This is a genomic window from Brevundimonas sp. LM2 (assembly GCF_002002865.1).
GTDB lineage: Bacteria > Pseudomonadota > Alphaproteobacteria > Caulobacterales > Caulobacteraceae > Brevundimonas.
Genome location: NZ_CP019508.1, coordinates 1,755,697 through 1,769,036, shown reverse-complemented (window position 1 = coordinate 1,769,036; position 13,340 = coordinate 1,755,697). Strand labels below are relative to the sequence as shown.

Below are 13,340 nucleotides of genomic sequence, written 5' to 3'. Positions count from 1 at the left end.
CCAGCATTTCGGTTTCATGTCCGCCCTCCAATCGCTCAATGTTTTGCTGATCGACGACAATCCGCACATGCGCGCGATCACGTCGGCGATCCTGCAGTCCGCCGGCATCCGGCGGATCCGCGAGGTATCCGACGGCGCCATGGCCCTGGAGGCGCTGCGGCTGCACGACGTCGACTTGGCGATCGTGGACTTCAACATGTTCCCGCTGGACGGCGTGGCCTTTACCCGACTGGTGCGCAACAGCCCCGACAGCACCAACCCCTACCTGCCGATCATTATGATGACCGGCCATTCCGAGAAATCGCGTGTGTACGAGGCCCGCGACGCCGGGGTGACGGAGTTCGTCGTCAAGCCCATCACCGCCAAGGCCGTGTTCGACCGCATCCAGGCGGTCATCCTGCGTCCGCGCGCCTTCGTGAAGACCGATGACTATTTCGGCCCCGATCGGCGGCGCAAGCGCTCGGACGCCTACGACGGGCCGATGCGGCGCGCCACGGATCAGGCGGACGAGGTGCTCGATTCCCTGGACTCCAGCGCGGCATAGACCCGGTCCGGCCAGCGGCGATGGACCCAGAACCAGTCCACCGGATGCGCCCGAACGCGATCCTCGATGAAGGTGGTGATGGACTGGACGCCCCGGACGATGTCCGTCGGCCGGTCTCCCGCGCCGCCCACCGCGATCGGCTCATGGGCGGTCACGCGAAAGCGGACGCCCGGCAATCGAACCACCGACATCGGCTGCAGCACGGTGCCGAACCGCAGGGCCAGACGCGTCGGCCCGGGCGCCGCATTGACCGGCTGACCGAAGAACGTGACCTCCGGCCCTTCCGAGAATTTCTGATCGTTCATCAGGGCGACGCTCTCGCCGCGGGCCAGGCCGGCCAGCAGCTCGCGCGCGCCGTCGCCGCCCTTGGGCGCGAACAGCCGCACCCCGTACCGGGCCCGCGCCGCGCGGATCTGGGCATCGACATAGGGGTTGTTGGCGGGGCGATAGGTGACCTGCACCGGGATGCCCGAGGCCACCAGAACGGCCGCCATGGTCTCGATATTGGCCATATGCCCCGAGACGAAGACGACCGGTCGCCCCGAGGCGCGGATGGCCTCCAACCGGTCGGCCCCGACGATCTCGATCCGGCCGGATGCCGGGGTCAGCTGGTCCATGACGGCGGTCTCGGCGAAGGTCCGACCCGTCTGTTCCCACTGGTCGCGCGCCAGCCGATCCCGCTCCAGCGGATCCATGTCCGGAAAGGCGATCCGCAGATTGCGCATGACCGTGCGATGCGTGCCGACGCGCGGGCCCAGGGTCCGCAGCAGCCAGCCCCCGAGATTGGACGCCGCCTCCAGGCCGATCAGCCGCATCAGACCGACGAAGCCGGCGAAGGCCACGGCCTCCATCCGCCACGTCAGGTCCTGACGCAGACCGGTCCGGGGGGGGACCTCACCAGGCAATGGTGATCCCGCCGTCCACGACCAGGGTCTGGCCGGTCATATAGGCGGACGCCGGCGACGACAGATAGACCGCCGCCCCGGCGATCTCGTCCGGCTGGCCGATGCGGCGCAGGGGCGCCGGGTCGGTGGCCACCTTCAGGATCTCGGGGTTCTCCCACAGGTATTTGGCGAAGTCCGTCTGGACCAGGCCCGGGGCGATGCAGTTGACGCGCACGTTCGACGGTCCCCATTCGACCGCCAGGTTGCGCACCAGCTGCATGTCGGCGGCCTTGGAGATGTTATAGGCCCCGATCAGGGCGTTGCCACGCAGCCCGCCGATCGACGACACCACGGTGATCGCGCCGGACTTCCGCTCCAGCATCTGCGGCGCCACCATCTGGATCAGCCAGTGGTTGGAGACCACGTTGTTCTGCAGGATCTTGTTGAACTGATCGTCGGAAATTCCCGCCATCGGCCCCGCATAGGGATTGGACGCCGCATTGCAGATCAGGATGTCGATCTGTCCCCAGGCCGCCATGGTCTCGTCCACCAGCCGCTGCAGATCCTCCTTCGAGGCGATATTGGCTGGAATGGCGATCGCCCGCCCCTCGCCGTATCGGGCATTGAGCGCCCCCGCGACCTCGTCGCAGGGCCCGGCCTTGCGCGAGGAGATCACCACCCGGGCCCCGTGCTCGGCCAGCCGTACGGCGATGGCCCTGCCGATGCCCTTGGACGAGCCGGTGATGATGGCGACCTTGCCGGTCAGATCGAACAGTTCCATGCGTATCCTCTGATTTGGAGCGCATTCTTACCGCGCGCCCTAGCCGTTGCGTCCTGATAGCCTGATACTCGACCGATTCCATCCGGGAAGACGGACAGCCCCGTTCCCATGCGCACACTGACCAACGGTTTCCTGTTTTTCGGCTACGTCTTTCTGGCGATGACGGTCGGCGCCTTTCTGTGGCGGGCCGGTCTCGGGGTCGGTGCTGGGGCGGCCGCGACCCTCGGCGTGCTGGGCATCCTGGGGGCGGCCCATGCCATCTTCACCGGCATCGCCGAACGCAAGGCGCTGCGAGCCGAGATCGGCAGCGTGCGTCAGGCGCACCGGCTGCTGGCCGACGCCATGGAGCAGACCCAGAATGCGCTGGGCGAACTGGCCACCGCCATCGAGGCCGGAGCCCTGACCCGCACCGAAGAGCTGACTGGCGAGGTCCGGATACTGGAAGATCTGGTCGCCCAGATGAGCGTCTCGATCGACCAGCGCCTGACGGTCACGCCGATGGTCGCGCCTGATACCGCGGAAGCCCGACGGCATCACCAGTCCAACCAGCTTCTGAAGACGGTCCACGAGGCCCTCTCCGAAAACCGCGCTGACCTGTATCTGCAGCCCGTGGTCAGCCTGCCCCAGCGCCGGACGATCTTCTACGAAAGCTTCACCCGCCTGCGCGATTCGGCGGACCGGGTGATGATGCCGGCCGAATATCTGTCGGTCGCGGAGGGCGAGGGCCTGGTCCCCGCCATCGACAACCTGCTGCTGTTCCGCTGCGCCCAGATCGTGCGCCGGCTCGCGCGGCAGGACCGCAAGGTGGGCGTGTTCTGCAATGTCGCCCTGGCGTCCCTGGGCGACGAGACCTTCTTTCCCCAGTTTCTGGCCTTCCTGTCCGAAAACCGCGATCTGAAGGATGCGCTGATCTTCGAACTGGGTCAGGCGACCTACGAGGCGCGCGGGGCGATCGAGGCCCGCAACATGGCCAAGCTGGCCGATCTCGGCTTCCGCTTCTCGATCGACAAGGTCCAGACCCTGGACCTGGATTTCAACGACCTGCAGCGGTCGGACGTCCGCTTCCTCAAGGTGAGCGCCGACCTGCTGATCGAACAGCTGCTGGATCTGGACGGCGGCTCGCCCATCCCGTCCCTGCGCGACATCCAGGCCGCCGATTTCGCCCAACTGACCCGCCGCTACGGCATCGAGGTCATCGCCGAGAAATGCGAGAACGAGCGCCAGATCGTCGACATCCTCGAGCTCGACATCTCGATGGCCCAGGGCCACCTGTTCGGCGAGCCCCGGGCCATCAAGGAGGCCGTCCTGGCCGAGACCGACCCGCCCGGGGACTTCGTGCGGTCGACCCTGATCTCGGCCGAGAAGCGCCGCCGCTTCGCCTGATCAGGTCGCGGGTACCGGCGCGGGGGCGGTTGAAGCAGCAGCCGTCCGGGGCGCGATCCGCCACACCGTGTTCGACAGATCATCGGCCACCAGCAGGATCCGGCGCGCCGGATCGAAGGTGACCCCCACCGGCCGTCCGCGCGCCTGGCCGTCGGCGGTCAGGAAGCCCGTGGCGAAGTCGACCGGAGGGCCGCTGGGCTGGCCTCCCGCAAAGGGCACCCAGACGACCTTGTAGCCGGACAGGTCCTGACGGTTCCAGCTGCCGTGCTCGCCCACGAAGGCGCCTTGGCTGAAGCCGCCGCCGAACCCGCCGTTGGTCGCGAACGACAGGCCCAGGGCGGCCACGTGCGAACCCAGCGCATAGTCGGGCTTCATCGCGCGCGCGACCAGGTCGGGGTTCTGCGGCCGGACGCGCGGGTCGACGTTCTGACCCCAGTAGCTGTAGGGCCAGCCGTAGAAGGCACCCTCACGCACCGACGTCAGATAGTCGGGAACCAGTTGCGGCCCGATCTCGTCGCGCTCGTTGACGACCGACCACAGCGCCCCGGTCTGGGGTTCGATGGACAGGGCCGTGGGGTTGCGGATGCCGGTCGCCACGGTGCGGCGCGCTCCGGTCCGCCGGTCGATGGCCCAGACCACTGCCCGATCCTCCTCGACGGCCAGGCCGCGCTCGCCGATGTTGGAGTTGGAGCCGATGCCGACATACAGGGTCTGGCCGTCGGCGCTGGCGGTCAGGGACTTGGTCCAGTGGTGGTTGATGCGCGACGGCAGCTTGGTCAGCTCCTCGCCCGCCGTGGTGATCCGCGTCTGGCCCGGCTGGTAGCTGAAGCGCAGCAGGGCGTCCTGGTTGGCGACGTAGAGCGACCCGTCGACAAAGGCCATGCCGTAAGGCGCGTTCAGATTGTCGATGAAGACGGTACGGGTTTCCGGCACGCCATCGTTGTCGGCGTCGCGCAGCAGGGTGATCCGGTTGCCGCTTTCGACCTGGGTGGTGCCCTGCTTCTTGATCGCGCCGGCGATCACATCCTTGGGCCGCAGCGCCGGAGCGCCACCACCGCGCCCTTCGGCGACCAGGATGTCTCCGTTCGGCAGCACCAGCATCTGGCGTGGGATCAGGAAGTCCGTGGCCATGGCCGTGACCGTGAACCCGGCGGGCACGGTGGGCGTCTGGTCGCCCCAGCCGACGGGCTTGGCGATCTTCATCGGAGGGATCAGCGTCTGGCTCACGCCCGGCAGGTCGGGATTGGCACCGGTCTGGTTCAGACCCGGATCGCTCTGGCCACAGGCGCTGAGCAGGGCGAGCAGAGCCGTGGCTCCCATCAACGAACGGATCATCGGGCGATCTCCCGGGTCGTCAGGCCCGCATGCAGAAGGACGCCGGCGGCGAGGGCCAGCAGAGTACACAGGACGGAGAGGATCAGCCCCAGCGCCCCGACGGAGCTCCAGGCGTCCTGGCTGTGCTTGAAGGCGTTGATCAATCCCAGCACCCACATGGCGGCCAGGACGGCGAAATAGGTGATGCGGCCGTCCCTGCGCGCATCCCGATAGCCGATCACCAGAGACACCAGCGCCCAGGCCGCGACCAGCCCGCCGAACACCAGGGCGAAGGCGATCAACCAGGCCGAAAAGTTCGTCCACTGGATTTCGGCCGTCCGCAGATAGGCGATGTCGGACAGGAGGGCACCGCTGAACAGAGCGATCGGGAAAGACAGGAGTATGGCGTGCAAAGCGTGCGCGCCTGTCCTCAGAGAGGGCCGTGCGATGGCCATGGACGGCCTCCTGTTGTGAGCGGTAGCCAGCAGAAGTCCCCGACCTCGCTTTGGTTTCATCCCGGGGAGGCGCACCGGCCCGCGCGGTCACTCGATCTGCATGACCAGACAGGTCGAGGTCGCCGTGGCATACAGCTTGCCGTCCAGTCCTTTCAGATCCGCCTCGGCGAACCCGGCGCGGCGACCGATCTGGACGATCCGGCCCTCGGCCCGGACCGGCACCCCCTCGGTCAGGGCGCGGTGGAAGACGGTCTTGATCTCAAGGGTGGTGTAGCCCTGCCCCGGCTTCAGCATCGAATGGACCGCGCAGGCGCAGGCCGAATCGAGCAGCGTCGCCATCCAGCCGCCGTGGACGGTGCCGATGGGGTTGTAGACCGCGCGCGTCGGCGTCCCCTCGAACACCACCCGCCCCGCCTCGACCTCGGTCAGCCGGTAATCGAGCGTTCGTGCGATCGGGGCGGTGTTCTCCTCACCCTGGAAGGCGAGACGGAGCTGTTCCACCCCCGACAGATGGGTGAGCGAAAGAATACTGGTCATAGCGGCTCACCGGAGCGCGGACCTCCAGGTCCGTAAGCCTTGATGCAAAACTTCAAACTGCGACGCGAGTTCGTTAAGCGGACCTGGAGGTCCGCGCTCCTTACAGACCAGGCAGCTTGAACCCACCGCTGCGGCGCGGGGCGATGACGATCTGCGACTGGGTGCCGGTCAGGGCCTGAAGCCGGGCGTTCTCGCTGGCGGCGTCGATGGTGACGGCGCCCTGGGCCGTCTGGCTCTGGGTCGGAGCCTGGGTGGCGGCGTCGTCGCGGCGCCAGAACAGGACCCGGTCGGCGAAACTCTTTTCCTTGTGGGCCAGATCGCCGAACTCGTCGTCGATGACGTAGCGGGCCAGGGGGTCCGCGCGTTCGGCGCCGGCGGCGCTGACCAGGGCCTGCTCGCCCGGCGTGCGGGTGATGGCCTGGCGCTGCCCCAGCAGGATCTGGCGCGCCGCGCTCTCGGGGGCCAGTTCCTGGGGCCGGGGTTGGCCGGGCGCCGGCGGACGCAGGCCGTACTCCGGCGGCACGGTCAGCGGGGCCGACGAGACCGTCAGAAACTCGTCGGGCACGACCTTGGTCAGGCCGATGGACTGGCGCATGCTGCCGCAGGCCGTCAGGGCCACGGCCGAAACGGCGATCAGGGATACGGTCGAGAGGCGGGCGATTCGCATGGTACGGTTCGGCTCCAGCGCGACGGACGCGCCCAGGTCACACAGAGATAGACGCACGAAAGAGCCGGTGATTACGCCTTTTCGTGGGCCGCGCCAACGGCCCCCTTCCGTTCGGACCGGATGCTGTCCAGAATCAGCAGGGCGACCCCGACGGAGATGGCGCTGTCGGCGACGTTGAAGACCCAGGGAAACAGACCCGTCCCCGAGAAATCGACGAAATCCACCACATAGCCGAAGCGGATCCGGTCGATCGCATTGCCGATCGCCCCGCCGATCACCAGACCGATCGCCGCGACCAGCGTCCGACGCTTCGCCTGGAGCGCCCACCAGGCCAGACCGGCCGCCACGATCAGGGAAAAGACCGCGAGGGCCCAGCGCGCGGCACCGCCGCCGAACAGGCCGAAGCTGACGCCGGTGTTCTGCACATAGGAGAAGTTCAGGATCGGCGGCGCGACGAGGATCTGCGGGACCTCCAGATCGGCGATGGCGCTCAGGAACCAGGCCTTGGTGATCTGGTCGAACACGATGACGAAGAGCGCGAAGCCGTAGGCGGCCCAGGCAATACGGGGGATTTTCATGCGCGTCCGGTTAGCAGGCCGACGGCGCGACGCCAAACCCTCCTTCACCCTTTCGCCGGGACCGGCTAGTCAGCGCCCATGACCCTGCCTCATCCCCTGCCCGCCCTGTCCGCCGTCGCGGACGACTATGACATCCTGCTGTGCGACGTCTGGGGCGTGCTCCACAACGGACGCGAGAGCTGGCCCGAGGCCTGCGAGGCCCTGACTCGCTTCCACGATCAGGGCGGCCATGTCGTGCTGATCTCCAACTCGCCGCGTCCCGCCTCCGACGTCATCGCCCAGCTGGACGCTCTCGGCGTGCCGCGTGCCAGCTGGCAGGCCTTCGTCACCTCCGGCGACGCCACCCGCACCGAGCTGGCGCGCCGCGCCCCGGGTCCGGCCTGGATCATCGGCCCGACCCGCGACGACATCCTCTATGCCGGCCTGGACCTGACGCGCGCCAACGGGGTGGCGGACGCCGCCTTCCTGTCCGTCACCGGCATGATCGACGACGAGACCGAGACGCCGGAAGACTATCGAGCCGCCCTGACCGAGGCCGCCAGCCGAAATCTGGAGCTGATCTGCGCCAACCCCGATCGGGTCGTCCAGCGCGGCGACCGGATCATCTATTGCGGCGGGTCGCTGGCCGACCTGTACGAATCGCTCGGCGGCCGGGTGACCATGGCCGGCAAGCCCTTTGCCCCGATCTATGATCTGGCCCTGGCCGAGGCGGAGCGGCTGCTGGGCGGACCGGTCGACCGGTCCAGGGTCCTGTGCATCGGCGATGGGGTGGTGACCGACGTCCTGGGCGCGAACCAGCAAGGCCTGGACTGCCTGTTCATCGCCCAGGGCATCCACGGCGACGCGGCCCGACATGAGGAAGGCCACCTTGACCCGGCCCGGGCCGGTGCTCTGCTGACCGCCGAGACGGCCCACGCCCGCTACGCCGCGCTCGAGCTGCGCTGGTAGTCCTCGCCAAAGCGGCGAAGCCTCGCTAACACCGGGGCATGACCATCGGACCCCACGCCTCGGGCGGCTATATTCTGGAAGAGCTGTCGCCCGGCATGGTGGCGATCAAGGACGTCACCGTCACGGAAGAGCGCATCCGCTGCTTCGCCGAGGCGTCGGACGACTTCAACCCGGTTCATATGGACGAAGCCTTCGCCGCCAAGACCGCCTATCGCGGGCGAATCGCCCACGGCCTGCTCAGCGCCTCGTTCGGCTCGGCGGTGGTCGGCACGATCCTGCCGGGGGCCGGCGCCATCTATCTCAGCCAGACCCTGTCCTTCCACAAGCCGGTCCGGATCGGCGACGTCGTCCGCGCCCAGATCACGGTCGCGGCGGTCGACCAGGATTCGGCCCGGGTCACCCTGCGGACCGAAGGCTTCGTCGGCGAGGACTGCATCATGGAGGGCGAGGCCGTGGTGCGGGTGCCGCGCCGCCGCCGGCCCGCCAAGGCCTGAGCGGGACCGTCGTGCCCACCGCAATCCTCACCGGCTGGCGCGATCTGTCGCCGGACCAGCAGGGCGCCGCCGCCGCGCTCGGGGCCTTCGACGGCGTCCACCGAGGGCATCAGGGCGTGATCGCCGCGGCCCGCGAGGCCGCGGAGCGGCTGGACGCCCCCCTCGCCGTCGTCAGTTTCGAGCCCCATCCGCGCCGCTGGTTCCAGCCCGAGGCCGCCCCCTTCCGCCTGATGTCGCCCGCTCAGATGGCGCGCGCCCTGGCCCCCCTGGGGGTCGAGCGGCTGTATCTGCTGCCGTTCGACGCCGACATGGCCGCGATGTCGGACGAGACGTTCGCGCGCAGCGTTCTGAGCGAGGGCCTGGGCCTTCGTCATGCCGCGGTCGGCTTCGACTTCACCTACGGCAAGGGCCGCACCGGCTCGCCGGACGGCCTGGCCCGGGCGGGCGCCGACCTCGGCTTCAGCGTCTCCGTCACCGATCGCATCGACGACCCCGGCGGACTGAAGCTGTCGTCCAGCGCCGTGCGGGAGGCCCTGAACGCCGGTGACATGGCCCGCGCCGCCGCCATCCTGGGCCGCCCGTTCGCCATCGAGGGCGAGGTCGTTCACGGCGAGAAACGGGGCCGCACCATCGGCGTCCCGACCGCCAACGTCCGTCTGGGCGACTACATGCGGCCGGCCTACGGCGTCTATGCCACCCGCACCCGGCTACCGGACGGCCGGGTCATCGACGGCGTCGCCAATCTGGGCGTCCGGCCGATGTTCGAGATCCCCGAGCCCCTGCTGGAGGTGTGGCTGTTCGATTTTGCGGAGAGCCTGTACGGCCAGACCGTCGAGACCGAACTGGTCGCCCTCCTGCGCGGCGAGATGAATTTTGACGGGCTGGACGCGCTGAAGGCTCAGATCGACAGCGACGCGGCGGCGGCCCGCATCGCCCTGGCCGCCACGCCGGACCGCTAGGCAGCGGCCTCGGCCACCTTCATCAGGGTGTCGTGCAGCGACGCGCCGTCGTCGACGACGTCATCGACCTTCCAGTTCACGCCCTCGCGGACCAGTTTCAGCGTCAAAGTCCTGGCCTCGCCCAAGTTGGTGAAACTGACGTTGGCCTCCGCCGCGTTCGGGGCCGACTGGGCCACCGCCACGGCGGTCACGGCGAAATCGGCCTGGTCCTGGCAGGCGCAGATCGGATCGTAGTTCAACGTCGGCACCTCGCCGTTCGCGGCTCGGAAATCGGCACCGACCAGGGCATTCAGCGTGCGCGAATACAGCGGTTCCTGCCCCGGCGCGGGTCGGTCGCCCTGCGGCCCGCCGACTTCATACTGGGCATACAGGGCGCGAACGAAGGGTTCCGGCCCCAGGCTCTGGGCGGCATAGACGTCCTCGCGGGTCCCCGAGGCGGGACCGGGCGACGCGCTGCCGGCCAAAGCGGCCACGGCAGGCCCGTCCGCCGGGGCGGGCGTGTCTTCCGTCGGCGAACAGGCCGACAGTCCGGCGCCGACCGCCGCTGCGAGGATCCAGAACCGCATCATCAAGCCTCTCCGCCACCCGTTGTCACGTCGGGGTCGAGCTTAGGCGAACGCGCCGCTTTTCCCAGCCCCTGTGCCCTGTTAGGAACCGGGCATGGACGTCCGCCGGATCATTCTGATCGAGATTAGCCGCCCGGCGTAGCGCCGACGGGGCTTCACCGCCCCCGCGCCCGCCGGGATTTCCAGCCGACCTCACCCGACGCTCCGCCCAAGATTGCCCGAGACCCATCATGTCCGACGCCCCCACCCCGACCGGCCGCGACTATCGCGAGACCGTCTTCCTGCCCGAGACGCCCTTCCCCATGCGCGGCGGCCTGCCCCAGAAGGAACCCCTGATCCTCGAACAGTGGGGCGACCTGTATGCGACCCTGCGGGCACAGCGTCAGGCCGAGGGCGCACCGCTGTACGTGCTCCACGACGGCCCGCCCTATGCCAACGGCGACATCCACATCGGCCATGCGCTGAACAAGACGCTGAAGGATTTCGTGGTCCGCAGCCGTTTCCTGCTGGGCCATGACGTCGACTACGTCCCCGGCTGGGACTGCCACGGCCTGCCGATCGAGTGGAAGATCGAGGAACGCTACCGCGCCCAGGGCAAGCGCAAGGACGAGGTCTCCAAGGCCGAGTTCCGCGCCGCCTGCCGCGAATACGCCGCCGGCTGGATCGAGGTGCAGAAGGCCCAGTTCCTGCGGCTGGGCATCACCGGCGATTTCGATAACCGCTACGCCACGATGGACTACCTCTCGGAGGCCGCCATCGTGAAGGAGTTCCACAAGTTCAAGAACTCGGGCCAGCTGTATCGCGGCTCCAAGCCCGTCATGTGGTCCCCGGTCGAACGCACCGCCCTGGCCGACGCCGAGATCGAGTACCACGACCACGTCAGCCCCACGATCTGGGTCAAGTTCCCGGTCATCGCCGCCACCGACGACCATCCCGACGACCTGCTGGCCTTCCGCCACCAGACGCCCTCGATCGTGATCTGGACGACCACGCCCTGGACCATCCCGGCCAACCGCGCGATCAGCTTCGGCCCCGAGATCGCCTATGGCCTGTACGAGGTCCAGTCGATGGAGACGGGTCTGGAGTTCGAGCCCTGGGCCAAGGCGGGCGACCGGCTGATCCTGGCCGACAAGCTGGCCGAGGAGGTCTTCAAGGCCGCGAAGATCGCGACCTGGACCCGTTTGGACGACATCAATCCGTCCGGCCTGGTCACCGCCCACCCCCTGGCCGAGCTGGACGACGGCTATCGGTTCAACGTCCCTCTGCTGGACGGCGACCATGTCACCGACGACGCCGGCACGGGCTTCGTTCACACCGCCCCCGGCCACGGCGCGGACGACTACGACGTCTGGAAGGCCCACGGTCATCACGAGGTGCCCGACACCGTCGACCCCGACGGCGCCTACTACCCGTCCGTGCCCCTGTTCGCCGGCCTGAAGGTGCTGGAGACCGAGGGCAAGAAGACCGGCAAGTTCGGCTCCGCCAACCCCGCCGTCATCGAGAAGCTGATCGAGGCCGGCACCCTGCTGGCGCGCGGCCGGTTGGAACACTCCTATCCGCACAGCTGGCGGTCCAAGGCCCCGGTCATCTTCCGCAATACGCCCCAGTGGTTCATCCGCATGGACAAGGCGCTGGACCACGCCGACGGCGCGACCCTGCGCGAGACGGCGCTGACCGCCATCGACCAGACCGATTTCCACCCCGCCGCCGGCAAGAACCGCATCCGCTCGATGGTCGAGGGCCGCCCCGACTGGCTGATCAGCCGCCAGCGCGCCTGGGGCACGCCTCTGGCCATGTTCGTCGACAAGCACACCGGCCAGCCCCTGCACGACCCCGAGGTCGACGCCCGCATCGTCGCCGCCATCGAACGGGGGGGTGCCGACGCCTGGTACACCCAGCCGGACAGCGACTTCCTCGGCCTGCACGACCCGGCCAACTATGAGAAGATCGAGGACATCCTCGACGTCTGGTTCGATTCCGGCTGCACCCACGCCTTCGCCCTGGAGACCCGCGACCCGGCCCACGGCTACACGGGCGATCGCCCCAGCCACTGGCCGGCGAACCTGTATCTCGAAGGCTCGGACCAGCATCGCGGCTGGTTCCAGTCCAACCTGCTCGAAGGCTCCGGCACCCGCGGCCGCGCCCCCTATGACGCCGTCCTGACCCACGGCTTCACCCAGGACGAGAACGGGGAGAAGATGTCCAAGTCGCGGGGCAACACGACCGACCCCGCCGTGGTCATCAAGGAATCGGGGGCTGACATCCTGCGCCTGTGGGTCGCCCTGGTGGACTATGCCGAGGACCAGCGGATCGGCAAACAGATCCTCCAGACCACGGTCGACGCCTATCGCAAGCTGCGCAACACCGTCCGCTACCTGCTGGGGGCCCTGGCCGATTTCGACGAGGCCGAACGCGTCGCCTATGCCGACATGCCGCCGCTGGAGCGGTTCATCCTTCACCGGCTGTGGGAGCTCGATCTGCAGGTGCGCGGCGCCTATGAGACCTACCGCTTCCAGGACGTCGTCCGGCCGGTGCTGGAGTTCTGCGCCGGCGACCTCTCCGCCCTCTACTTCGACATCCGCAAGGACAGCCTCTACTGCGACCGGCCCGACGCGATCCGCCGCCGCGCGGCGCGGACGGTGATGCATGAGGTGTTCCTGCGCCTGACCGCCTGGCTGGCACCGCTGACCCCCTTCACCATGGAGGAGGCCTGGACGACGCGGTATCCGCAGGGCGGGACGAACTGTGCCCGGGTGATCCCGGAGACGCCGGGGGAGTGGCGCAATCCGGAGGAGGCGGCGCGGTGGGGGAGCGTCAAACGCCTTCTGGAGATGGTGACAGCGGCCATCGAGACGGCACGTAGCGAAAAGCTGATTGGCGGTGCCATTGATGCGGCCGTTCACGTTCAAGGCGGCGAGTACAAGTTCACAGCCTTCGACGTCAACGGTCAGAGCCGAAACGAGTTCGCGGCCGAGGTCTTCCGGACGTCTCAAGCCTTCCTGTCCGATGGCCCCCTTGGAGACGTGCTCGACAAGAACCCGGAGAAGTTCCCGCAAATCCGGATCGAACCTCTCTCGATCCCCAAATGCGCGCGCTCCTGGCGCCGGGTGCCCGACGTCGGCTCCGACCCCGCCTACCCCGACCTCAGCGCCCGCGACGCCGACGCCGTGCGGTGGTGGGACGCGAAGCACCCGGCCTGACGCCTCGGCCCTTCCCCCGCCCTTCGCGGG

The 13,340-nt window shown here is 68.6% G+C and carries 14 protein-coding genes; 6 read left to right on the top strand and 8 right to left on the bottom strand.

Translation table 11 applies throughout. The features are described from left to right. Window positions 1-16: 16 nt before the first annotated feature. Window positions 17-544 carry a response regulator gene (locus BZG35_RS08700; RefSeq protein WP_077355291.1) on the top strand — a complete coding sequence of 176 codons (528 nt, stop codon included), beginning with the start codon at window positions 17-19 and terminating at the stop codon, window positions 542-544. Here the strand turns inward: BZG35_RS08700 and BZG35_RS08695 are convergent. Together BZG35_RS08695 and BZG35_RS08690 are read right to left on the bottom strand one after the other, a co-directional pair. Next, on the bottom strand, window positions 499-1,395 hold the full coding sequence (locus tag BZG35_RS08695; protein ID WP_077355290.1) for a lysophospholipid acyltransferase family protein: 897 nt from the start codon (window positions 1,393-1,395) through the stop codon (window positions 499-501). The two genes, BZG35_RS08700 and BZG35_RS08695, sit on opposite strands and share 46 nt — an antisense overlap. Before the next feature lie 43 nt (window positions 1,396-1,438). Then, entirely contained in the window at window positions 1,439-2,209 is a 771-nt protein-coding gene (locus BZG35_RS08690) for an SDR family NAD(P)-dependent oxidoreductase (RefSeq protein WP_077355289.1), read from the bottom strand. 108 nt (window positions 2,210-2,317) lie between these two features. Here BZG35_RS08690 and BZG35_RS08685 point away from each other — a divergent pair, with 108 nt between their 5' ends. Beyond that, window positions 2,318-3,592, top strand: coding sequence for an EAL domain-containing protein (locus BZG35_RS08685; RefSeq protein WP_077355288.1), 1,275 nt, complete (start codon window positions 2,318-2,320; stop codon window positions 3,590-3,592). Here the strand turns inward: BZG35_RS08685 and BZG35_RS08680 are convergent, their stop codons facing one another. From BZG35_RS08680 to lspA, 5 genes are all read right to left on the bottom strand, one after another. After that, entirely contained in the window at window positions 3,593-4,927 is a 1,335-nt protein-coding gene (locus BZG35_RS08680) for a sorbosone dehydrogenase family protein (protein WP_077355287.1), read from the bottom strand. After that, complete coding sequence (locus tag BZG35_RS08675) at window positions 4,924-5,361, bottom strand: DUF2231 domain-containing protein (RefSeq protein WP_077355286.1); 438 nt, start codon at window positions 5,359-5,361, stop codon at window positions 4,924-4,926. Before BZG35_RS08675 ends, BZG35_RS08680 begins: the two co-directional genes overlap by 4 nt. An 87-nt stretch (window positions 5,362-5,448) precedes the next feature. Then, window positions 5,449-5,898, bottom strand: coding sequence for a PaaI family thioesterase (locus tag BZG35_RS08670; protein WP_077355285.1), 450 nt, complete (start codon window positions 5,896-5,898; stop codon window positions 5,449-5,451). A 100-nt stretch (window positions 5,899-5,998) separates the two neighbouring features. Continuing rightward, the gene (locus BZG35_RS08665) at window positions 5,999-6,565 is read right to left on the bottom strand and encodes a DUF3035 domain-containing protein (RefSeq protein ID WP_077355284.1); all 567 of its coding nucleotides are present in this window, start codon (window positions 6,563-6,565) and stop codon (window positions 5,999-6,001) included. 71 nt (window positions 6,566-6,636) lie between these two features. Then, window positions 6,637-7,143, bottom strand: a complete 507-nt coding sequence (gene lspA, locus BZG35_RS08660) for a signal peptidase II (protein ID WP_077355283.1) — start codon at window positions 7,141-7,143, stop codon at window positions 6,637-6,639. 78 nt (window positions 7,144-7,221) lie between these two features. On the opposite strand from lspA, the gene BZG35_RS08655 reads away from it, so the two are divergent. Genes BZG35_RS08655 through BZG35_RS08645 form a run of 3 tightly spaced genes read left to right on the top strand, consistent with a single transcriptional unit; the run spans window position 7,222 to window position 9,544 of the window. After that, a complete protein-coding gene (locus BZG35_RS08655; protein ID WP_077355282.1) occupies window positions 7,222-8,091 on the top strand; it encodes a TIGR01459 family HAD-type hydrolase in 870 nt (289 codons plus the stop codon). A 38-nt stretch (window positions 8,092-8,129) separates the two neighbouring features. Next, a complete protein-coding gene (locus BZG35_RS08650) occupies window positions 8,130-8,585 on the top strand; it encodes a MaoC family dehydratase (protein WP_077355281.1) in 456 nt (151 codons plus the stop codon). Between the two features lie 11 nt (window positions 8,586-8,596). Next, window positions 8,597-9,544: a bifunctional riboflavin kinase/FAD synthetase gene (locus BZG35_RS08645; protein WP_077355280.1), complete on the top strand. Its 948-nt coding sequence runs from the start codon at window positions 8,597-8,599 to the stop codon at window positions 9,542-9,544. Here BZG35_RS08645 and BZG35_RS08640 read toward each other — a convergent pair. Beyond that, the gene (locus tag BZG35_RS08640) at window positions 9,541-10,113 is read right to left on the bottom strand and encodes a DUF3828 domain-containing protein (RefSeq protein WP_150125982.1); all 573 of its coding nucleotides are present in this window, start codon (window positions 10,111-10,113) and stop codon (window positions 9,541-9,543) included. The genes BZG35_RS08645 and BZG35_RS08640 overlap by 4 nt on opposite strands. Before the next feature lie 227 nt (window positions 10,114-10,340). On the opposite strand from BZG35_RS08640, the gene ileS reads away from it, so the two are divergent. After that, window positions 10,341-13,310: an isoleucine--tRNA ligase gene (ileS, locus tag BZG35_RS08635; protein WP_077355279.1), complete on the top strand. Its 2,970-nt coding sequence runs from the start codon at window positions 10,341-10,343 to the stop codon at window positions 13,308-13,310. Window positions 13,311-13,340: the final 30 nt, after the last annotated feature.

What these genes read in the sequence shown, in the direction of transcription:
- BZG35_RS08700 (WP_077355291.1), top strand. Translation starts at nt 17, where the DNA reads ATGTCCGCCCTCCAATCGCTCAATGTTTTGCTGATCGACGACAATCCG.
- BZG35_RS08695 (WP_077355290.1), bottom strand. Translation starts at nt 1,395, where the DNA reads ATGGAGGCCGTGGCCTTCGCCGGCTTCGTCGGTCTGATGCGGCTGATC.
- BZG35_RS08690 (WP_077355289.1), bottom strand. Translation starts at nt 2,209, where the DNA reads ATGGAACTGTTCGATCTGACCGGCAAGGTCGCCATCATCACCGGCTCG.
- BZG35_RS08685 (WP_077355288.1), top strand. Translation starts at nt 2,318, where the DNA reads ATGCGCACACTGACCAACGGTTTCCTGTTTTTCGGCTACGTCTTTCTG.
- BZG35_RS08680 (WP_077355287.1), bottom strand. Translation starts at nt 4,927, where the DNA reads ATGATCCGTTCGTTGATGGGAGCCACGGCTCTGCTCGCCCTGCTCAGC.
- BZG35_RS08675 (WP_077355286.1), bottom strand. Translation starts at nt 5,361, where the DNA reads ATGGCCATCGCACGGCCCTCTCTGAGGACAGGCGCGCACGCTTTGCAC.
- BZG35_RS08670 (WP_077355285.1), bottom strand. Translation starts at nt 5,898, where the DNA reads ATGACCAGTATTCTTTCGCTCACCCATCTGTCGGGGGTGGAACAGCTC.
- BZG35_RS08665 (WP_077355284.1), bottom strand. Translation starts at nt 6,565, where the DNA reads ATGCGAATCGCCCGCCTCTCGACCGTATCCCTGATCGCCGTTTCGGCC.
- lspA (WP_077355283.1), bottom strand. Translation starts at nt 7,143, where the DNA reads ATGAAAATCCCCCGTATTGCCTGGGCCGCCTACGGCTTCGCGCTCTTC.
- BZG35_RS08655 (WP_077355282.1), top strand. Translation starts at nt 7,222, where the DNA reads ATGACCCTGCCTCATCCCCTGCCCGCCCTGTCCGCCGTCGCGGACGAC.
- BZG35_RS08650 (WP_077355281.1), top strand. Translation starts at nt 8,130, where the DNA reads ATGACCATCGGACCCCACGCCTCGGGCGGCTATATTCTGGAAGAGCTG.
- BZG35_RS08640 (WP_150125982.1), bottom strand. Translation starts at nt 10,113, where the DNA reads ATGATGCGGTTCTGGATCCTCGCAGCGGCGGTCGGCGCCGGACTGTCG.
- ileS (WP_077355279.1), top strand. Translation starts at nt 10,341, where the DNA reads ATGTCCGACGCCCCCACCCCGACCGGCCGCGACTATCGCGAGACCGTC.